The sequence below is a fragment of the Microcoleus sp. K5-D4 genome (assembly GCF_036704575.1).
In the GTDB taxonomy this organism is placed as follows: Bacteria; Cyanobacteriota; Cyanobacteriia; order Cyanobacteriales; family Microcoleaceae; genus Microcoleus.
Genome location: NZ_JAUBSD010000004.1, coordinates 1 through 20,835, shown reverse-complemented (window position 1 = coordinate 20,835; position 20,835 = coordinate 1). Strand labels below are relative to the sequence as shown.

Sequence of the window (20,835 nt, the reverse complement as noted above, 5' to 3'; positions counted from 1 at the left end):
GACAATATCATGGACAACAAATTAATGCTGATGATTCCCGGCCCGACGCCGGTACCTGAAGCGGCCTTGTTAGCGATGGCAAAACACCCGATGGGCCACCGCAGCAAGGAATTTGACGGAATTTTTGCAGAATGTACCGAAAATTTGAAATGGCTGCACCAAACTAAAAGTGACGTGCTGAGTTTAACGGTTTCTGGTACCGGCGCGATGGAAGCTGGGATAATTAATTTCCTGAGTGCGGGCGATCGAGTTTTAGTGGGCACTAACGGCAAATTTGGCGAACGTTGGGCCGAAGTCGCCGAAGCTTACGGTTTAAACGCCGAGATTATTAAAGCCGAGTGGGGCCAACCTTTAGACCCCGAAAACTTCCGCGAAAAACTCGAAGCAGATACAGAGAAGCAAATCAAAGCTGTCATTATCACGCACTCGGAAACCTCCACCGGCGTCCTCAACGACCTCGAAACCATCAACCGCCACGTTAAAGCCCACGGTGAAGCTTTAATTATTGTCGATGCTGTCACTAGCTTAGGCGCTGTCAATATTCCGATGGACGCTTGGGGAATCGATGTCATTGCTTCGGGTTCTCAGAAAGCTTACATGATTCCTCCAGGTTTGGGTTTTGTGGCAGTCAGTCCCAAAGCTTGGGAAGCTTACAAAACTGCGAAACTGCCCCGCTATTATTTGGATTTGGGTAAATATAGCAAAGACGCTGCCAAAAATACCACTCCTTTTACTCCCCCTGTCAATATGTTTTTCGCCCTGCAAGCATCGCTGCAGATGATGAAAACAGAAGGGTTGGAAAATGTTTTCGCGCGACACCAACGCTTAATGAAAACTACTCGCGCTGCTGTAAAAGCTTTAGGTTTGCCGTTGTTTGCTGCTGACGAAGCCGCCAGCCCTGCAATTACTTCGGTTATGCCGCCAGCATCCGTAGATGCTCAAAAAGTGCGGACTTTGATGAGAAAGAGATTTGACATTGCTCTCGCCGACGGACAAGACCATTTGAAAGGTAAAATCTTCCGAATCGGTCATTTGGGCTTTGTGTGCGATCGCGATATTCTAGCAGCAATTTCCTCTTTAGAAGTGGTGTTGCGAGAATTGGGTCATGAAGGCTACACTCCTGGTGCCGGCGTTGCCGCTGCTGCGAAACTTTTGGCTGAATCTTAATCCAAGTTATTAAAGGATTTTGGATTTTTGATTATTTATATCTAAAATCTAAAATCCTTTTAATATGCTTGGGATAACCAATCAAAGATTTTATCCAACTGGTCGAGAGTGACTAAACCGTATTGCCACAGAACCATCGGCAAGGAATTAGGGTCTTTATCGCGCTGCCGCTGTTTGTCACCGCCGACACGTTCGGCGACAGCAATTGACGCGGGAGAAATTGCCAAATCTTCTTGTAAAAATCGAATTAATCGAGTGTATGTAGCGGGTGCCATGTGATTTCACCTCTAAGTATAGGACACCATTTTCTGATTTGAACCTGATGTTTTTGATGAGTAATAAGCCAGTTTTAAATTTGTCTTGTTACCGTCGATAGCTGTTAAAACAGTATTAGCGGTTGAACTGCCAAACGTAATGCTGAGTGCGATCGCACAAGCTAACCTTTCCCAAAAAGTGAAAGGTTTTGCAATTTTGCTGATGTCGGCCCGATCGACTTGCGATCGCGATCGAACTTAAACTGAATACCTCGGCATCTTTGCAGCGCGAATCAGAATTTATTCTGCTACCTAAAACTACTAAACCAGGTTCAGAGTTTAACTTCATCTGCCGAAATGCAGAATCCGCAAATCTACTTCGGCAAAATTAGTTAGATATTTCGATCAAACCCGAAACTGCTACCAGAAGTTAAGTTTGCCAATTACCGCCAATTAACTTGGCTCGTAGCATATTACTTTAGATAGGTTTAGTAGATTTACCTCGCTCGCCAGAACTTCCAGAGAATTTCTTTTCGTGTTGCTACACATTGAGGCTGAGTATCGTCTCTCAGGATTGGTAACGAGTCGCTGACTCGTCTCATACCTGCGACCAAGAATCTACAGCTTCCGGAAACAAGCTCAAGTCCTGACTGGCTGAGATCGACATCGTAGCAAATCTTTCGGTGTTTGTACTGAATCTTACATTAATATTCTAATAGATTTAATCAATTTTTGTAAAGTTTCTAAATTTTCGCCGGTATTCCGAAGGCAGGGGGATCTCTGGGCGATGGACACCGGAGGATTTTGTCTGTCTGCAGGTTTTACTGAAACAGTCCGAAGTTTTACTGAAAAAACTCGATTTCAATACGATCGCCCGTTTTGACACCGAGTTCAGCAGCACGCCCGCCCCGGAGTTCAATAACTCGATCGACAACTGTATCGGGCCCGTAGGTAGGACAAGGATCTGCAGTACAAGGAGGTGCAGAAACTTCGATCGCCTCAACCACCCCATCCCGGATAAAAATCATATCCAGAGAAATTTTGCAATTTTTCATCCAAAAATTGACCCCCCGCGCCGGTTTAAACTCAAACAGCATTCCTCTGTCATCCGGCAAAGAAGTTCTGTACATTAAACCCATAGCCTGTTGTTCCGGTGTTTTCGCCACTTCGAGTTCGATGGGGCGATCGCCTATCCGAGCTCTAGCAGAAACAGGCAGCATTTGACCCGATGTTTTCGCCGTCGGAGACCGATCCGCCAAAATACCAGTAGCACCAGCATTGGCGACAGGTAAAGTCGGCGAACATCCCAGCAAAAATATACTTACTCCAATACCGAGCAAAGTAGCTAAATAATTCATATTGATTTTAGATTTTAGATTTTAGATTTTAGATTGCTAATTGGCAATTGGACAGTGGACATTGGAGATTGGAACTAGCCAACAGTCAACTGTCAACAGTCAACTGTCAACTGTCAACTGACTGCTTCAAGCTTCTCGCATCACATAGCCAACACCGCGCACCGTCTGAATCAAACGCTTTTCGCCCTCATCTTCAATTTTGAGCCGCAGATAGCGGATGTAAACCTCAATTACATTCGACTCGCCCAAAAAGTCGTAACCCCAAACATTTTCCAGAATTTGTTCGCGAGTCAAAACCTCGCGGGGATGTTCCATCAAATACTTTAGCAGCTCAAATTCCTTCATCGTCAGGTCGATCGCCCGTCCGTTCCGCAGGGCCCGCCTAGAGGCCAAATCCAAAACTAAATCGCCAAACCTCAATTGTTCGTTGCTGGTGTTATCCGGCTGCAAATACAAACGCACCAACTGCAAAAACTCCTCAGTGCGGTAAGGTTTGAGAAAATAATCATCCGCGCCAGCTTCTAGACAAGCTACGCGATCGTCAACTGTATCACGACCGACAAGTAGCAGCACCGGCACCCGATTGCCAATACTTCTGAGGTAAGAACACAGTGATAGCCCCGACTCAGCGCCAAGTATCCGGTCAATTACAATCAAAGCAGGCTGCAATTCACGGGCTAAATTTTGGCCGGTGGCGGTGTTAGAAGCTACTACCGGTTCATAGCCGGAGGATTTTAAGTCTAGACTCAAGTGTCCGGCGAGAACTTCGTCTGTTTCAACTAGCAGGACACAGGGATTGCGATCGAGAGTAATTGCAGCCATTGAATTGACCGGTGGAGACCATAACTGTTCTAGCACGTCTTAAGGAAGAGAGGGAGAGGGGGAGAGAGGGAGAGGGGGAAAGTGGGAGAATGGGAGAATTACCAATTACCAATTAAGCTATTTGGCATTTAAATTGAAACTCGATCGCCCCTGGCTATCCTGCCCGCCCCACAAGAGTTTAAGTAAAAAGTAGCTTACCAATTAAATGCGCTACAGCTTACCAATTACCAAATTGAATAATTTATGACCATCATCGTATTCGGAAGTATCAACATCGACCTAGCAGCAAAAACTCCCCGGTTGCCGCAACCAGGGGAAACTATCATCGGTAGCAATTTTTTCACAGCCGGCGGTGGCAAAGGAGCAAATCAAGCCGTAGCCGCCGCCCGTCTCGGCACTTCCACCCACATCATCGGTCGCGTCGGCAACGATAAATTTGCTGAAGAATTATTGACAAATTTACAATCTTATGGTTTAAGTACAGACAATGTATTAATAGACCAAAACACTCATTCAGGAGTGGCAATTATCGCCGTAGACGAGACAGGTCAAAATAATATTATTGTGATTCCGGGCGCAAATAACAATGTCGGTGAAGCAGATATAGAACGTCTCCAAAAACTGTTAACAGCAGCTACATCTGTGCTGTTACAGTTAGAAATTTCCCTGGAAGTTGTCCAAAAAGCTGCGAAAGCTGCTCGTCTAGCGGGGGTGCGAGTTATTCTCGATCCAGCACCGGCTAGGGCGGATTTGCCAGTGGAACTTTATCCGCTAATTGACATTATCACGCCGAATGAAGTGGAAGCCAGCCAGTTAGTCGGTTTTCGGGTGAATGACACGGAAACAGCGATTGTAGCTGCCAAACACTTGCAGCAGCGTGGCGTCAAGAATGTTATTGTCAAATTGGGCGATCGCGGGGCTGTTGCTGTTACTGCGGATGAAACCTTTTTTGTACCGGCTTTTGCTGTGGAGGCGATCGACACTGTGGCTGCTGGCGATGCTTTTAACGGCGGGTTGGCTGCTGCATTAGATGCCGGTCTGTCCTTGTCAGAGGCGGTGCGGTGGGGCGCAGCAGCGGGCGCTCTGTGTGCAACAAAAACGGGTGCTCAAGTGGCTATGCCCGATCGGGCAACCTTTGATAAATTTTTGCAGAATTTAACTTGAATTTGTCAGGTGCGCGTTAGTTGAATTTGTAGGGTGCGGAATGCGCGCCCTACTTTGACTTGTAAACCGCGTATTAGTGGAATTTGTAATTTGTCAGGTGCGGAAGGCGCACCCTACTTCAACTATTTTTATTTAATCGTCGTCTTTGAATTCTTTGGCTAGGCGATCGAGTCGGTCGTTCGTTTCTTTTGTAAACTTGAGTAACCGAACGCTCACAATCTTTGATGTTAATCCGCCAGCGGTGGCAACTGAGCCTTCTGTGACTTTTCCAGAAAACAACAGTACGATGACTAAAATACTCATAAAGGCGTTTACTATTTTTAACCCAATAGTCACGTTAAAACTAAATTTAGCTTGACGCAAACGTTCTTGAATGACATCTCGCTCCATTTCTGGGTAATCATCAGAACGGAATGGTGGGTTGGAAGTGGACTTATTAAGAAGCATTTCATTTCTTTAAACTGTACACTGTCTATCTTCCACCTACTGAAACAGCTTTGGGACGATTCTGAAGACGATAGGCAGGAACTTTGTAGATTTTGAGTAATTAACTTTGCCATCTCAGTTCCAGCTAGCTTTTCAGCTTGGGAGGCTGAGATCCGAGCAAACTTGGTTTACTGGCTTAAGTTCATATAAACTATTACTATCTTCCTTAAGTTCGGGAATATCGTCACCCGAACGTTAAACTTCGCCAATTTATGAATTCACGGACGCAGCAGCGCGATCGCGGTGTGATACTGACACCCACAGGAAAGCAGAAACTTCAGGCTGAGATAGATCGGTTGGGTATCACCAGCGAAAGATACGCCGTCGGTAAAATCCATGAAAAAATTCAACTTGAGCTCAACGGCGAAACGTTACATCCTGATACAGTCAGGAAGATAGTGCGGGGTCAGGGAGTCGAAAAAAGCTCTCTTGAACTTGTTTTTAGGGCGCTTCGGCTAAAACTGGAGGAGGTTGACTGTGATTTGGCTCCTAAAAATCAACTGCAAAATGCAGAAGATAGCGAAACTTCCTCGTTTGTAACTGGCACTCCCATCACCCATCCGCGCTACTTTTTTGGGCGGAAGAAGGAACTAAAACGCCTATTCGACTTACTGAAACGCCGTCCCCTGCAAAATGCTGTCATTATCGGCAAGAGCGGCAGTGGCAAGACTTCTTTGCTGGAATACTTGAAAAATATTACCACCACCCCAACAGCACAGTTGCGTCCCGGTCAAAAATCTGACTGGTTGCCCTCTCCAGAAAACTATCGCTGGATTTTCGTAGATTTTCAAGATCCGCGACGGCAGAGTCGGGAAGGGTTGCTGCGCTACATTTTAGAATGCCTAAAAATGTCAGTTCCCAGCCCTTGCGACTTAGAGGGATTTATGGATGTGGTTAGCAGTAATTTACTTCAGCCTACAGTCATCTTATTTGATGAAATTGGTGTAGGTTTACAGCGCTGTCCCGAATTAGATGATGAGTTTTGGGAGAGTTTGCACTCTTTGAGAACATACCAAACCAATGGGAATTTAGGGTTTGTCTTGGCAACTCCAGTATCGCTGATCGAATTAGCGCGTAGCACCGGACATAGTTTGCCTTTTTTCAATATCTTTCGATATAATACCACAACTCTCGGAGCTATGACTGAAGCTGAAGCGCGCGAGTTGATAGCCAGTTCGCCCATGCCTTTTCCGGCTGAGGATGTCGAGTGGATTTTGACTCAAAGTAAATGCTGGCCTCTGCTGCTGCAAATCCTTTGTCGAGAACGATTATTTAGTTTGGAAGATGAGGAAATGGGGGATGACTGGCAGGAAGAAGGGTTAAAACAGATGCAGTCCTTCGATAATTTATTTAATCCTTTCTTTGATATAGTTTTCTAGCGATCGTTATATTTATGAAACTACTCAAAATTAAGTACGTAAAGCAATTTGATCGCAAGCCCTGCAATCAAGCAGATGCAGCAGGATTAGCTATTTTGCAGTTTTTGGCAGCACGAGGAGAAGGGGCAACAGTCAGCAGATTAACTATTTTGCAACACTTTCCCAATAAATCTGATGCTCTCAATTTACTTCTGCAACGCGAATGGATTGAGGAAGTTAGTGAGGGCTACCGTTTCCAAGTAGAATTAATTCGCCACTGGTTTGCATAATCTCTGTCTGTCCTGTAGTCTACGGGGAGATAAAGATATTGCCTGTAGGGACACAACAGTGTTGTGTCCTTCATAACTTTAACTACTTTAGCTTTAACCCTGCGGCCGCTGAATGATTGTTTCAACTACCCTGCGCTTGACTTTTGGATCGATACCAATCAGCCGCACGTATTCGCCGCCGTGTTCCGCCAAACAAGTTTCTAAAGATGCAACCACATCTTTTTCTTGTTCAGTTTTTATTGTCGCGCAACTTTGCCAAGAACCAGTTTTAAATCGGCGATTGTCTGCATATTCCATGCCAATTTTGCAGCCTCTTGCTAACAACTGCTTTACTTGTTCCAATACGTCAGAACTCAGCCGCGCCGCATGACCGTTACCACCTTCAGAACTTGGCTCAACGTAAGCCTTATAATATTTGGATGACGGGTCGTTTAATTCACTTTGCGTTGGCGCAGCAGCAGGGGCATTGGGGGTTCCTTGAACGTTAAACAGCCGCGATTGGTTGTATTCATCTACTAAGCGCATTTCCTTAATCCGCTTTTGTTGACCCACCATCAAACTGCCCATTTCTACTAAATGAGCGAGGCTGAAATCCGGGTTATGGAAATCTGGCGCTGCTTCCAAAGTGTTTACCAAACGCTTGGAAACTCGCTCGATTCCTACTTTGTGAATGAATTCGCGGATTTGTTCGTCATAAATGCGCGATCGCAAAGCGCTAAAAAAGTCGATCGCCTGATCGGCAAAATTATCCACTAACGCCACAATATCGGTTTTTGACAATTTGTCAGACTCAAAAATTCCCCCAACAATGCCAATTTTGTCATCCCGGCTGGGTTCCCAATAAAACTTTTCCATCCGCCCGTCGCGAATCAGCGGCGCGTACAGCGTAGAAAAATCATTTCCGGTGACAATAATCGGCACTCGGTGCAGCGGCGTACTGTCATAACTTCCCGGTAACTGCACGTTAGTTGGATTGTCAGCAATATTCATCAGAGTGGCATTCACCATCTGAGTATTGACAGTATATTGAGTAGTAGTATCGAACCTGCCAGCACCAGCATCCAAATCGTTAATAAAGATGGCGCACATCTCGCCCCGAACCCTAATTTGCTCCGCAGCTTCCCGGTAGCGCAAGCGAATTAAACGCGCCGGATCTCCTGCATCCGGGCTTTCTAATTCCCCACCAGATATCATCACCGGTTCAAAGCCCATTCGCCGAAAAACCAGTTCGGTTTGAAAAGTTTTGCCTTCTCCTTTGCGGCCGTGAATTCCCAAAATTAGGGGAACTCTTACCCCGGGTAAATTTAAAAAGTTCTTAGTGACGTGCACCGCAACTTTATCGAGAAAGTTAGGAGAAATGTAATAACTCATCAGTAGATTTGTGAGGGATTAATTGAGGTTACTGTTACGATTTTATGACAAAACTAACAGCCTGCACCGCTAACCTGGATTTTTACCGTACAATCGAGGTCTGCATATTATGTGTTAAGGAGCGATTCGTGAGTCCAGAAACCTTACTAAAAGAACCAAACGTGCAAGCCGAAGCCAGTCCCTTCAGTTCTGAAAGCTTCGACAGCTATGTAATGACGACTTACGGGCGTTTTGCGATCGCCCTAGAACGGGGCCTGGGCTGCCGCGTTTGGGATACCGAGGGCCGCGAATATCTCGATTTTGTGGCCGGTATTGCTACCTGCACTCTGGGACACGCCCACCCGGCAATGATTGCAGCGGTAACTCAGCAAATTCAGACCCTACACCACGTTTCTAACCTTTATTACATCCCCGTACAGGGCGAGCTGGCAAAGTGGCTTGTAGACCATTCTTGCGCTGACAGAGCCTTCTTTTGCAACTCCGGCGCGGAAGCTAATGAAGCGGCAATTAAACTCGCCCGCAAGTACGCCCACGAAAAATTAAATATCTCGAATCCGACAATCATTACCGCCGCTGCGAGTTTCCACGGGCGGACTTTGGCGACAATTACGGCAACGGGACAGCCTAAATACCAGAAGGGTTTTAGTCCTTTGGTTCCCGGATTTCACTACGTGCCGTACAACGATATTAGTGCGATCGAAAGCGCGATCGAGCAACTCGACAAAGATGAACGTCAAGTAGCAGCAATTATGCTGGAAGCGCTGCAAGGGGAAGGCGGAGTTCGCCCCGGAGATATCGCCTACTTCCAGCGAATTCGGGAAATTTGCGACGAAAAAGGCATTTTGCTCATTCTCGACGAAGTGCAAGTCGGGATGGGACGCACCGGCAAATACTGGGGCTACGAAAACCTCGGCATTGAACCGGATATCTTTACGTCTGCCAAAGGATTGGGCGGCGGTATCCCGATCGGCGCTATGCTGTGCAAATCTTCCTGCGATGTATTTGAACCGGGAAGTCACGCCAGCACTTTCGGCGGCAATCCTTTTGCTTGCGCTGTAGCTTTGTGCGTTTGCCAAACTTTAGAACGGGAAAACCTTCTAGAAAACGTGCAGCAGCGCGGGGAACAGTTGAAAGCAGGGCTCAACAAGTTGGCGGCCGAATATCCGCATTTAATTGCCGAAGTGCGCGGCTGGGGTTTGATTGTCGGGATGGAATTGCAAGCTGATGTCGAACTTACATCCGCTGATATCGTCAAATCTGCGATCGCCGCAGGAGTTCTGTTGGTTCCTGCAGGGCCGAAAGTGCTGAGATTTGTCCCGCCGCTGATTGTCACTGCCGCTGAAGTCGATCGAGCTCTGCTGGCAGTGGAGTCAGCCTTGCGCTCTCAAGCGGTACAGTAAAATCTACGGAGTGGATTTTTGTTATTTGTAGCGCTGCAACTCGCGCAATATCCTAGATAACTCACTTAGTCCAGGACACACTCTTCCTCAGAAACCGGGTTTCTTTCGAGATTCCTCGTTACCAAACCCAATAGTTTCCCAGAAGCCCGGTTTTTTGGCCTAAGTCCGATCGGGGTAAAAGTAAACCCGCCCCGCTGCAACTCTGTCAGGGCGGGTTTGTCAAATTCAGAACTCTCTGTGAAACCCGCCCTGAAAGACTGACGGTGTTTTGAACTGCGATTTTACTAGAGAGCAGCGCGCAAAATTATACTATTAGCCATTGCAGGTGCTAGTTTCGCTATGTGAGTGTCTGTTGGGTGTGAATCGTGGTTTAACTATTTCGCGCCCTTCCAACTCAACTGAGTACCGTTATAGTGGGAAGGGCGGGCGACGACGATTGCATCCTCAAGTAATTTTGGGGAGCTCTTTCAAGAGAGAAAATATGTAATCCTCGTCACAAAATTTTTTTGTAATGCTTTGCTCATCAACTGTATATTGTGAGAGAATAGAAGAATCAAGGAGGTGATGTTGATTGCTACACAAGGCTATCCAAGTTCGTTTCTATCCTACCCAAAATCAACAAATACAAGTAGCTTCAACTTTTGGGGGTGCGCGTTGGTGGTCTAATTATGGTCAAAATCAATCAATTGAAGTATATAAAAAAACTGGAAAAAAAATTGGCCACTCCGGTCTCAACAAACTTTTACCTGTTATCAAAAAATCCGATGAAAGTGTAGGATTATGTCAGTATCACAGCCAATATGGGCAAGTTAATACGCTCAAATTAACGGCTGCCTACAAAAAGTTTTTTGATGAAGGGGCTGGGTTTTATAAGTTCCCATCTCCAGCTAAAAAACTGTTATTTCAGCATCCTAAAAACGTCAATTTTGTGTGTAATATAATTTACAGTTATAGAAGAAAAACTAAAACAAAAATAAAGAGATATAGATTAAGTGAGGGTAAAAGTCCGAATTCAATTATTCGTAATAAATATTCAGGTAAATATCTGGCATCTATACTGAGTGAAATCAAGAAGGCTGAGAACCAGACAACAAAAGAAGGTAGGATTGCTGGCGATTTAGGAGTGAAATACTTTGCTATTGTCCCCGATCATGAAAAAGTATCTATATATGACAATGCCAAGCATTTTGCCAAGCAGGAGAAGAACTTGAAGCGCCAGCAGCAAAAGTTTACAAACCAGCAGAAAAGTAATTCTGAATACAAATATAGAAAAGCTGTGGCAAAGCTATGCGAGCGGTTTAGGAATTTGTGGCAATATTTTCTACATAAACTTAGTTATAAGTTGGTCAGCGATCGCCTCGCGCTCATAGTAGAAAACTTTCATTTCTGGAACGGGATTCGCAATCAAAATTTGGCGAAAGCAAGATCGGATGAGGTTTGGGAAAGTTTTACCAACTTCTTAGCCTACAAGTGGGAACGCAAAGGCGGGAACTTAGTCGAGATTGATAGAGGGGTTTCCAGTTCCAAACTTTGTTCTAATTGTTTCCATAAAATGACCGAGATGCCATTAGATATGGGGGAAGGGACTTGTCCTCACTGTGCTACCGATCGCGCTCGCGAGAAGAAAGCAGGGATAAATATGAAAGCAGAAGGTATCAAAATACTAAAGGCGCAAGAAGGTTCAGCCATTTCGGCTTTAGGATGCGAGGTAAGACCAAATGTTGGACGAAAGTCTAAGCTAAGGCACTCGCCTATGAGTACACAAGCCCCTACTATATTCGGTACTACGATTTAGCGGTGGGTAGTTCACTTGGTTGCACGGAAGCAGCGCTCCTATGGTTAATAGTTTGGCGGAATGCACGATGGACGAACAGCGTCGCAAAACTGATGTTAATATGCTCCAAGCGCTGCTGGAAAATCCTGGCGACTCAGGAATAGATTTGATTTTGAGGACGAACCCAAAGTCGATCGACTTTGGGTTCGTGCAAACGCTTTATTTGGAAGAAGTGGCACTGACGCGAGAAAGCTTGCTGAAAGCTGCAAAATTTTTCCAAAGGGCGATCGCACCCTTAGAATCTGCAAAAGGGAGTTATAAATTGCCCTCAACCGGGGCAGCCTATCTGGCTTTTTTAGCAGAAGTATTGCAGGCAGTCGCGCGTGGCGCTGATTCGCAGCACCTGTACTCGCTGCTAAGAAACAATTTAGACAAACTCGACCAGAATTTCGCAGAACTGCTGCGCCACTGGGCCAATTTGGTGTTCTCTACTGCCAAAGAATCCGAGACTAGGCGCATTGCAGCGTTAATCGGCAATCTGAGCAACAAAATTGGGCGGTTTCCCCTCGGCAGCAAAGCCCACAACTTGGAAATCGAAATTGCCGGTTACGAAACAGTTGCTAAGGTGTTTACCCGCAAAGACTTTCCCCAAGAATGGGCGGTGATGCAAAACAATCTGGGCAACGCTTATAGCGATCGTCCCAAAGGTGATAAGGCTCAAAATATCGAACAGGCGATCGCTTGCTTTGAAAATGCCCTACAAGTACGCACGCCCGAACAGTACCCGGAACAGTGGGCGACGCTGCAAAACAATCTAGGCAACGCTTACAGCGAGCGTCTCAGGGGAGATCCGGCAGACAATCTAGAACACGCGATCGCCTGCTATCAAAACGCGCTGCGAGTTCGCACCCGTGAAACTTTCGGGGAAGAGTGGGCGAGCACTCAAAACAATCTCGGCCGTGCTTACAGCCGGCGGCTGCGGGGCAACCGAGCTGAAAATCTCGAACTGGCAGTCGCTTGCTACCAAAATGCTTTGCAAGTCTACAACCGCAAGGTGTTTCCCCGGCGTTGGGCTACAACTCAAAATAATTTGGCAAATGCTTACTGCGAGTTGCTGCGGGGCAACCGAGCTGAAAATCTCGAATACGCGGTTACGTGCTATCAGAGAGCTTTGCAGGTGCGGACTCGGGAAGCTTTTCCGCAGCAGTGGGCGACGACTCAAAGGAATTTGGGCCGGGTGTTTGTCGATCGCATCAAAGGCGATCCGGTGGAAAATTTGGAAATGGCGATCGCCTGCTATCAAAATGCTTTACAAGTCTACACCCGCATCAAATTTCCCGAAGCCTGGGCTTCGATCCAAACTTACCTCGGTAGGATCTACAGTCGGCGGGTGAAAGGGGAAAAAGCCGAAAATATGGAAATGGCGATCGTCTGCTATCAAAATGCTTTGCTGTTTTGCAACCGCCAAAAATCTCCCGAACGCTGGGCAATGCTGTGTGCCTACCTCGGCCGCGCTTTCTGCGAACACGTGAAAGGGGAAAAAAACCGCAACCTAAAAAGCGCGATCGCCTGCTATCAAAATGCGGCCGAAGTCTACACCAAGCAGGCATATCCCAACCGCTGGGCAATGCTGCAAATTTATCTGGGCAGGGCTTATTCGCAACTGACGGAGGCCGAAGACTTGTCCCACATGGAAAGCGCGATCGGCTGCTATCACAGCGCCTGTCAAGTCTACACTCGCGAAACCTATCCCCACCGCTGGGCTGAAATTTTATTTTATTTGGGTCAAGCTTACCGAGTTCGAGGCGACTTGCTTCGCGCCTACGGGGTTTTTACTGCTGCTGTCGATACTGTGGAATTTTTGCGTTGCGAAGTTGGGGTTGATACAGTCGATTTTGGCGATCAGACGACTACCGCAAAAGTCAAATTAACCCGCACCTGGGCTGGACTCTATAAATGCCTGGTGCAAGTTTGCTTGGAACTCGGCCCCAGCCAACCTGAATATTACGCTAAGGCTCTGGAATACGCCGAACGCCACAAAAATCGGAATTTGGTACAACTGCTGGTTAAATGCCACTTGACTCCGAAAGCCGAAATTCCTGCAGCGGTGCGAAGCGAGTTGGAGTCGCTGCGACTGGAAATAGCGGGGGAACAGCGGCACCAAGAACAGGGAGAACCTGAGCCGAACACGACCTTGATTTCTGAGGGCGATAGCCAAGGTTTGAACAGCGGTTCTCTGCTGCCGAACTCGGACTTCATGCACTTAAATCAATTGTGGAAGCAGTTTGATAGGTTGATTGCGCGGGAGGTGCAGGCAAACGATCCTTTCTTCAGCCTAGCTCACAAAGTTGAACCGATCGCTTTCGAGCAAATTCGCCAATTGTTGCCTGATGACAATTGCGCTGTTGTGGCGTGGGCGAGTTTGGGGGAGTTGCTGGTTGCTTTTGTGGTGGTAAAGAGTGCACAATATCCCACCGTTCACCTGTGTTCGGCGGAAAATGCTTTGGCTGCCGAAAGTTGGGGCCAGGAGTACCTCACCGCTTATTCTGAACAAAAAGGTCGCTGGATCAATCATCTCCCGGCTCGCCTCAAACGCTTGGCTACGATGCTGGAAATCGATCGAGTGGTGGCGCTGATTCCGGAGAATTGCGATCGGCTGATTTTTGTGCCGCACCGATTTTTGCACGCTTTGCCACTCCACGCTTTGCCTTTGGCGGGGAGAGACGGGTTTGAGGACGGTGGGGGAATTTTTAGGTCTGGGTGGAGCGATCGCAGCGGTTTTGATGTAGAAACCTACAGCCTTTCCGATTTTTCTCAAAGTTCGTCTTTTGGCGACGTTGCAGCGCCTGCGGCTTATTTGATCGATCGATTTGCCGGAGGAATTCGCTATGCTCCTAGCTGTCAGCTATTGCTGTTGAGACAAAGTGCACACGGAGCAACTCTTGGTCGGTACAGACCCGGTTTGCAGCAGCTTTTGGCAATTCCAACTTTCACCAGAGATGCGTTCTACAGCAACATTGAAATCGGCAAGATTTCCCAGTATTTTGCCAGTACAGAAGTTGTGCGCCATAAGCCGGCAATTAAAGAGGCTTTTTCCCAAGAAATGTCTGCTAATAATGGGAATTTGCGCCAGCAAATAGGGCAGTTGCCGCATAAAAAATGCGCTCACTTTGCTTGTTTTAGTTTACTTAATTTGGCTTGGCCACTGAAATCCGCCGTGTTTTTGAGGAATGATTCTCTGAGTTTGGAGGAAATTTTTAATCTGGATTTTCGGCAATATTTTTTAGTTACTTTATCGGGTTGCGAAATTGCCCCTGGCGGAGTTAGCGGTGCTGGAGGAGATTTTGTGGGTTTGTCGGCGGGTTTGTTGTATGCTGGCACGTCTAGTGTGGTTAGCAGTCTTTGGAAGGTAAACGATGTTTCTACGCTGCTGCTGACGAGCAAGTTTTATGAAAACCTGGGACGGTTTTCTCGGTTGCAGGTGGGAGATGTGGCGATCGCGCTGGGGGACGCTCAAAGGTGGCTGCGGGATTTGACTAGCGAGGAATTGGAGGTGTTGCTGGCGGATTTTCAACCTCAAATTTCGCAAATGTTCGATCGGCTTTCTCAAAGTTCTCGTCTGATTGCGGAGGCTTCTTTGCAGCAAATTCGCAACCGCAAACCCTATCCTTTTGCTAATCCTTATTATTGGGCGGCTTTTACTGCGGCTGGGGTTTAGTGATTAGTCATTTAAAAACCCGACACTACCAACTTATTTAAAGTTGTCAATGTCGGGCATAAATTCAACAAATTACAGCAAAAGTTTAGGATTTTTTGCCGAAAATTTGTTCTTTCAAGGCTTGAATTTCTTGACCTAATTGTTGCCGATTGGACGATCGCAGCAAATAGCGGTAGATAAACCACCCGGTGTATCCGATACCAATTAGCTCGAATGTGGGTGCTAGCAGGGGGATGTCGTTGAGTTCGTCTATTACGCCCAAAAGCACTTTCAAAGAGACAATCGAGGCTACAATTACACCGATAACAGTCAGGGGACTTTTGTACTGCTCGTAAAAGCTGCCAATGTAAGCGGGAAACTCAGACAAAATTGAGATAATTTGTTCTTTGATCTGCTGGGTCTGACTTGGCGGTTCTTCGGTAATTATGACTTTTGTTGTACCGCTTGAACTGTCTGCTTCATTTCCGGCAGGAACTTCGGTGATGATAACGGTTGTTTCTGGTTCGTTTGATGAAGTCATTTCTCCACTCGCAATAGTTTTTTGCTGGTTGGCGGCAGGTATTTCAACTGCTGCTGCGACTGTTTCAAGAGCCGGTATTTCGACTGCTGCAACCTCCCCGTCGGTTGGTTCAAGAGCCGACACTTCGCCTGTTTCTGAAGTCGGTATTTCGACTGCTGTAACTTCCACTGCTTGTTCGACAGTCGGCGTTTCGACTGTTTCGATCGCAAGTTTTTCCACTTCTGAAACCTCTGCTGCTGATGGTTCAACAACCGGGGTTTCGACTGTTTCAAGAGTCGGTGTTTCGACTTTTGAAACCTCCACTGCTGACTGTTCTGTAGCAGAACTTTCGGCGACTGTTTCTGCGTGTGGTTGTTCTGGGGTAGGAGTTTCGTCCGCGACACCAACAGCAGGCCCATTCAAGTTGCTAATGGCATCAAGCAAACGGGTTTTAGCCGTTCCTCGCTGGTGAAGGATTACCCAAGATTCTATCAGGTCGGGGCCGTGCATTGCACCTGTCAGAGCTGCTCTGAGCGATCGCATAATTAGCCCTTTGTTAAGATTTTTCTCTTTACTGAGCTTTTTAGTGATTTTCTGAGCTTCCGCTGATGTCAGGGACGAATGACTTTCCATCGCTTCTACAACTGCTTGTAAAGCCTGTGCAGCCCCTGTTTGCTGCAATTGTGCGAGTGCTTCTTCTTCGTATTCCACCGTGGTGGAGAAGAATACCTTACACATATCCACAGCATCGGTTAAGCGAACGAGACTCGGGCCGATTAAAGCAGCTATTTGTTCGAGCCAGGGGCGGTCTGCCTCCAAGTCAAACTCATAACCGCCTTTCTGCCACCAATAAGGTATCAGCAAATCTGTCAATTGCGGCACTGGCATTTTGTGCAGGTATTGACTGTTTAGCCAATTGAGTTTATCCCAATCAAATTTTGCACCAGCTTTGTTGACTCGATAGAATGTAAATAATTCTGCTGCTTCCGACAGTGTAAATATTTCCTGCGTTGAATCCGGCGGAGTCCAACCGAGCAAAGTCATGTAATTAACTAAAGCTTCGGGGACGTAGCCCATATCTTTGAAGTCAGAAATCGAGGTTACGCCGTCGCGTTTAGAAAGCTTTTGCCCTTGGGAGTTTAAAATCAGCGGCGTGTGGGCAAATTCTGGGATTGTCGCGCCCAAAGCTTCGTAAAGCAATATTTGTTTCGGAGTATTACCGATGTGATCTTCGCCGCGGATGACGTGGGTGATGCCCATGTCGATGTCATCGACAACTACTGCGAGGTTGTAGAGGGGTTGGCCGATGACGCCGCCGCTGGATGCACGGGCAATCACCATATCGCCGCCGAGGTCGCTACCTTTCCAGGTTACGGTGTCGCGCACCATGTCGTTCCAAGCGATCGTGCGATCGTCGTCGATGATAAATCGAATCACAGCTTGTCGCCCTTCGCCTTCAAAAGCTGCGCGCTGTTGGCTTGTCAAGTTGCGGTGTCGGTTGTCGTAGCGGGGGGCTTGTTTGTTGGCTTTTTGTGCTTCCCGCATTTCGTCGAGTTCTTCCGACGTGGTGTAGCAGCGGTAGGCGAGTCCATTGTCTAGAAGGGTTTGGACTGCTCGGCGGTATATTTCCAGACGCTGTGACTGAAAACTCGGGCCTTCGTCCCACTCCATACCCAGCCAGGTGAGGCCTTCGAGGATGTTATCGGTGTATTCGCTTTTAGAACGTTCTACGTCTGTGTCTTCTACCCGCAGGATGAACTTGCCACCTTGGTTGCGGGCAAACAGCCAGTTGAATACGGCGGTTCTGGCGGTACCGATGTGTAGGTTTCCGGTGGGACTGGGGGCTAGACGGACTCTGACATTCATGTAGATTTTTGCTTTTAGATTGGGGGCGATTTGCTGGTTGGGGGAATAGCTGATGTTTAAGACTTTAAATTTTATTATATTTTGTTGCCGAATTAACAGTTGTGCTTGGCAGGTGCTTTGCCTCCAATTGTTTGATATTCGACTTTCGGGTGATCGGGCGAAAGTCTCCGGCATGGCAAGAGAGGGCATCTTGATGATAATAGCTTGCGGGTGGCCAAGACTGGATTGACCTTTGGGACTATTTTTCACAGCACAAATAACTGCTTTAGGAGTACCCAAGGCGCACCTGATAACTATTGATGCTTGTAAAATGTTTGTGTGCGATCGACGACATTAAAATATATTTCCCTATGTCTGCTGCTAAAACTGAGTTTTCCGAATCTGTTGCGCCCTCACCCGAGTCTGTTGCGCCTGCTTGGCAGATTGAGTTGCTGTACGACGGTGAATGTCCTCTGTGCGTGCGGGAGGTTAATTTCTTAAAAAAACAGGACGCGGGGCGAGGTTTAGTGTTGTTTGTGGATATCGCGGATGATGGCTACAACCCGGAGGCCCACGGCGGAATCGACTACGAAACGGCGATGGGGCGGATTCACGCGGTGTTACCCGACGGTACGACGGTTAAAAATGTAGAGGTTTTTCGCCGCACCTACGAGATTTTAGGTATGGGCTGGGTTTATGCTGTGACTAAGTTACCAGCGATCGGGGCGATCGCCAATTGGCTGTACGGAATTTGGGCAGACTGGCGGCTGAAGCTGACGGGAAGGCCGGATTTAGCAACAATTATGAGCGATCGAACTCAGCGGATCGAGTGCGAAAGTCAAGGCCGCTGCCGACCCAACTCGAAATGAGTCATATTTAGTAAGTGCGATCGGTCTATCAGAAGATGTCACCCGAAACAGACTGCAACTAACATTAAAGATGGACTACTATTAAAGGTCAAAAAAAATGCAAGATGCAGGCTATACAGTCTTCATGGGCTTCGGTGGTCTTTGGATACTTATGGGAATTGCCGCTGTGATTTTCCTGTTAAAATCGGACGGTCAAAAACTTAGGTTTGGCAAATGGGGACTGCTAGTTGCGATTCCGATTCTCGTGCCCATCGCCCTGGTTTTGACATATCAGATCGCGCGACCCTTTATTTCCTCGCACCTTTGAGGGCTGCTTGGAGTCGATCGTCCGTAGAAGAAAGGAAGTCGTTAAATTAAGTTAAATATTATTGCTCATTTTCGGGCGATCGCAACTGTTCCCTGACCCATACTCGCAAAGCGTCAATTATAGTCGTATCATCCTCCGTCTCGGCCATCTGCAAAAATTGATTGATTATTCCTGAAGAAACAATCGGAAAAGCGCCACTGTATTCACAGCTTTCATATTCTCCGTTCACAAGTTGAAAAAATTGTACAGTCTCTCCGAGATATCTCCAAATTTCAGGAACTCCTAAGTTTTTGTAGATAGTCAAGCGATTAGTAGATGGACTGGTGAGATCGACTTCGATGATTAAATCTGGTGGCGGGTCTATTGATAAGTTAATTTTTCGGCCACGAATGCGATCGACATTTTGGATATAAAAACAGGAATCTGGTTCTGCACCTTGTTTTAAATCTTCACGGTTGAGAGTCGTCGAACCAAATCCCTTGCGTTTCAATTTTAATTCGTCACTTAAAGTAGTCACAAACTGTTTCAACAAACAGTTAACAGTTTCATGCAAATCTGATGGCATGATAATTTCTAATACTTCTTGAAAATAGGAAAACCGCGAGGCTCTCTTGTCTCCGGCTTCTGCTAACAAGCTTTGGTAAGTCTGCCAACTGATATTAGATAATACCACCCGTTGTGTGGTTGTTTCTGGGGAGGAGTTAATGAGCGTAACGGTCATACTTCCCTCCCTTTTAATCTATAAAAATCTTCAACTTTTTATTTTGGACTTCCGAGAGAACGGGACAGACGGGGCTCGAACCCGCAACTTCCGCCGTGACAGGGCGGTGCTCTAACCAATTGAACTACTGTCCCTCGTTTTGCCGTTTTTTCAGGCACAATTTCTATTATGCCTATCACTTCACCTTTTGTCAAGAGGTTTTTTGAACTTTTATTTGGAAGCCCAAAATTTGAGTCTCTTGCAGGGGACTGAAGTTGTTGTCGCTCACCAAAATCAGACCTCTGCTACCATCGCCTAACACCGGGCCAAATGTCAACCCCTCAATGTTGTCTAGGGGAATTTTCAGCGTTTCCAAATCCAGCAGCAGGCGTTTTTGAGCGGGAGAAACCTCGCCCAGACGGCTTTTGAGGCTTTCGAGTGCTTCAATACGATCGCCCTTTTCCAGAGAAATCTCAAAAATTCTGATAGTTGTGCCGGTTTCCAGGGAGAAAGCACGCTCTAAACTCAGCAAGCGGTTATCGTCGATCGCCAACAAATCCACTAAACCGTTGCTAGTTAATTTTCCCACAGGATTCGCACCAGCGGGTAGCGGTTCGGTGATGTAGAGAAACGATGCTTCGGGATTGCCACTCACCGCATCGTAGCGCAAAATCCGGCACGGGATCCCGGTTTCCAGGGAAGGTACTGCGCCATCTTGAACCAAGGCATTTTCGGTAGCTGTAAATAGGTATTTGCGATCGGGCGTTAAAGTTAAACTTTCAAAAGCGAGATTGTTACGGATGCCTTTACTGCCTTTGTAGTCTGGCAAAAACTGTTCAGGAATTGCCAGCGTCTTCAGGAGTTTACCATCGAGGGAGAACTCTTTGATAAAAGGATTTATTTGGCGATCGACATCTCCCTCAGAAGAAACAAACACGCTATTGCCAGTAAAAGCTATCCCTTCAGGATCTAAACTTAATTCAGGAAAACCTTTGCCGTTTTCATCTAATAAAGTAGTGACACCAGCAAAAGTAATTTGCTCTTTTTCCAGTTTACCAGCTTGCACGTTAATTTTGAGAGTATAGAACCGCGCCGGAGCCTTGCTGCTGCGGTCATCAGAAATGGCATAATAAACTTGTTTCTCGGCATCATAAGTAATGCCCGAAAGTCCGCCAATTTCTGTTCCCTGAAACGGAGAACCTGTCGGAAATATTGCTCTGCCGATAAAATCTATTTTCGTAACAGCGAAAGATTTGGCTGACTGGTTTACCCAAATAGCAACACTTGCCGCCATCAAAAAACAGACAATAAATATAGTTGCTTTTGCTAGCTTTCGCATTTTACCAATAAATACATTATTACCTTTCTTCCTCTTCCCTTTCTTCCTTCGCGCCCTTTGCGTCTTCGCGGTTCGTTAAATCTAAAAGTAAGGATTCAGGTCTGTGATTGAGGA

18 protein-coding genes, 1 tRNA gene and 1 pseudogene are annotated in these 20,835 nt (G+C 46.7%); 9 read left to right on the top strand and 11 right to left on the bottom strand.

The window, feature by feature from the left end; genetic code table 11:
* Positions 1-9: 9 nt before the first annotated feature.
* Complete coding sequence (locus QUA77_RS02305; RefSeq protein WP_333449129.1) at positions 10-1,167, top strand: alanine--glyoxylate aminotransferase family protein; 1,158 nt, start codon at positions 10-12, stop codon at positions 1,165-1,167.
* A 59-nt stretch (positions 1,168-1,226) separates the two neighbouring features.
* Here QUA77_RS02305 and QUA77_RS02300 read toward each other — a convergent pair whose 3' ends face one another.
* From QUA77_RS02300 to nblR, 4 genes are all read right to left on the bottom strand, one after another.
* The gene (locus tag QUA77_RS02300) at positions 1,227-1,442 is read right to left on the bottom strand and encodes a DUF2949 domain-containing protein (RefSeq protein ID WP_190662748.1); all 216 of its coding nucleotides are present in this window, start codon (positions 1,440-1,442) and stop codon (positions 1,227-1,229) included.
* Between the two features lie 115 nt (positions 1,443-1,557).
* Positions 1,558-1,770 carry a hypothetical protein gene (locus QUA77_RS02295; RefSeq protein ID WP_333449128.1) on the bottom strand — a complete coding sequence of 71 codons (213 nt, stop codon included), beginning with the start codon at positions 1,768-1,770 and terminating at the stop codon, positions 1,558-1,560.
* 493 nt (positions 1,771-2,263) lie between these two features.
* A complete protein-coding gene (locus QUA77_RS02290) occupies positions 2,264-2,779 on the bottom strand; it encodes a DUF192 domain-containing protein (protein ID WP_333449127.1) in 516 nt (171 codons plus the stop codon).
* 126 nt (positions 2,780-2,905) lie between these two features.
* Positions 2,906-3,601: a response regulator transcription factor NblR gene (gene nblR / locus QUA77_RS02285; protein WP_333449126.1), complete on the bottom strand. Its 696-nt coding sequence runs from the start codon at positions 3,599-3,601 to the stop codon at positions 2,906-2,908.
* 243 nt (positions 3,602-3,844) lie between these two features.
* Here nblR and rbsK point away from each other — a divergent pair, with 243 nt between their 5' ends.
* The gene (rbsK, locus tag QUA77_RS02280; protein ID WP_333449125.1) at positions 3,845-4,765 is read left to right on the top strand and encodes a ribokinase; all 921 of its coding nucleotides are present in this window, start codon (positions 3,845-3,847) and stop codon (positions 4,763-4,765) included.
* A 132-nt stretch (positions 4,766-4,897) separates the two neighbouring features.
* Here rbsK and QUA77_RS02275 read toward each other — a convergent pair whose 3' ends face one another.
* Positions 4,898-5,212: a TRADD-N-associated membrane domain-containing protein gene (locus QUA77_RS02275; RefSeq protein ID WP_333449124.1), complete on the bottom strand. Its 315-nt coding sequence runs from the start codon at positions 5,210-5,212 to the stop codon at positions 4,898-4,900.
* A 251-nt stretch (positions 5,213-5,463) separates the two neighbouring features.
* Here QUA77_RS02275 and QUA77_RS02270 point away from each other — a divergent pair, with 251 nt between their 5' ends.
* The gene (locus QUA77_RS02270; protein WP_333449123.1) at positions 5,464-6,630 is read left to right on the top strand and encodes an nSTAND1 domain-containing NTPase; all 1,167 of its coding nucleotides are present in this window, start codon (positions 5,464-5,466) and stop codon (positions 6,628-6,630) included.
* Positions 6,631-6,644: 14 nt separating this feature from the next.
* Positions 6,645-6,899, top strand: coding sequence for a hypothetical protein (locus tag QUA77_RS02265; RefSeq protein ID WP_333095276.1), 255 nt, complete (start codon positions 6,645-6,647; stop codon positions 6,897-6,899).
* 93 nt (positions 6,900-6,992) lie between these two features.
* On the opposite strand, the gene QUA77_RS02260 is transcribed toward QUA77_RS02265, so the two are convergent.
* Positions 6,993-8,270 carry a ribulose bisphosphate carboxylase small subunit gene (locus QUA77_RS02260; protein WP_333449122.1) on the bottom strand — a complete coding sequence of 426 codons (1,278 nt, stop codon included), beginning with the start codon at positions 8,268-8,270 and terminating at the stop codon, positions 6,993-6,995.
* A gap of 128 nt (positions 8,271-8,398) precedes the next feature.
* On the opposite strand from QUA77_RS02260, the gene QUA77_RS02255 reads away from it, so the two are divergent.
* The 3 genes from QUA77_RS02255 to QUA77_RS02245 all read left to right on the top strand — a co-directional run bounded on the left by QUA77_RS02255 (position 8,399) and on the right by QUA77_RS02245 (position 15,162).
* Entirely contained in the window at positions 8,399-9,670 is a 1,272-nt protein-coding gene (locus QUA77_RS02255) for an aspartate aminotransferase family protein (RefSeq protein WP_333449121.1), read from the top strand.
* A 571-nt stretch (positions 9,671-10,241) separates the two neighbouring features.
* Entirely contained in the window at positions 10,242-11,465 is a 1,224-nt protein-coding gene (locus QUA77_RS02250; RefSeq protein WP_333449120.1) for a transposase, read from the top strand.
* A 40-nt stretch (positions 11,466-11,505) separates the two neighbouring features.
* On the top strand, positions 11,506-15,162 hold the full coding sequence (locus tag QUA77_RS02245) for a CHAT domain-containing tetratricopeptide repeat protein (protein WP_333449119.1): 3,657 nt from the start codon (positions 11,506-11,508) through the stop codon (positions 15,160-15,162).
* An 85-nt stretch (positions 15,163-15,247) separates the two neighbouring features.
* On the opposite strand, the gene QUA77_RS02240 is transcribed toward QUA77_RS02245, so the two are convergent.
* Positions 15,248-15,682 (bottom strand): CAAD domain-containing protein, encoded by a 435-nt coding sequence (locus QUA77_RS02240; RefSeq protein ID WP_333038016.1) that lies wholly within the window; start codon positions 15,680-15,682, stop codon positions 15,248-15,250.
* Positions 15,683-16,084: 402 nt separating this feature from the next.
* Positions 16,085-17,527, bottom strand: a pseudogene (gene gltX / locus QUA77_RS02235) (glutamate--tRNA ligase); the annotation flags it as partial.
* A gap of 350 nt (positions 17,528-17,877) precedes the next feature.
* On the opposite strand from gltX, the gene QUA77_RS02230 reads away from it, so the two are divergent.
* Together QUA77_RS02230 and QUA77_RS02225 are read left to right on the top strand one after the other, a co-directional pair.
* Entirely contained in the window at positions 17,878-18,375 is a 498-nt protein-coding gene (locus QUA77_RS02230) for a DUF393 domain-containing protein (RefSeq protein WP_333449118.1), read from the top strand.
* Between the two features lie 97 nt (positions 18,376-18,472).
* On the top strand, positions 18,473-18,682 hold the full coding sequence (locus QUA77_RS02225) for a hypothetical protein (RefSeq protein ID WP_333267459.1): 210 nt from the start codon (positions 18,473-18,475) through the stop codon (positions 18,680-18,682).
* A gap of 58 nt (positions 18,683-18,740) precedes the next feature.
* Here QUA77_RS02225 and QUA77_RS02220 read toward each other — a convergent pair whose 3' ends face one another.
* From QUA77_RS02220 to QUA77_RS02210, 3 genes are all read right to left on the bottom strand, one after another.
* Positions 18,741-19,403 (bottom strand): Uma2 family endonuclease, encoded by a 663-nt coding sequence (locus tag QUA77_RS02220; protein ID WP_333449117.1) that lies wholly within the window; start codon positions 19,401-19,403, stop codon positions 18,741-18,743.
* A gap of 60 nt (positions 19,404-19,463) precedes the next feature.
* Positions 19,464-19,537: transfer RNA gene (locus QUA77_RS02215), tRNA-Asp, on the bottom strand.
* A 56-nt stretch (positions 19,538-19,593) separates the two neighbouring features.
* Positions 19,594-20,721: an esterase-like activity of phytase family protein gene (locus QUA77_RS02210; RefSeq protein ID WP_333449116.1), complete on the bottom strand. Its 1,128-nt coding sequence runs from the start codon at positions 20,719-20,721 to the stop codon at positions 19,594-19,596.
* Positions 20,722-20,835: the final 114 nt, after the last annotated feature.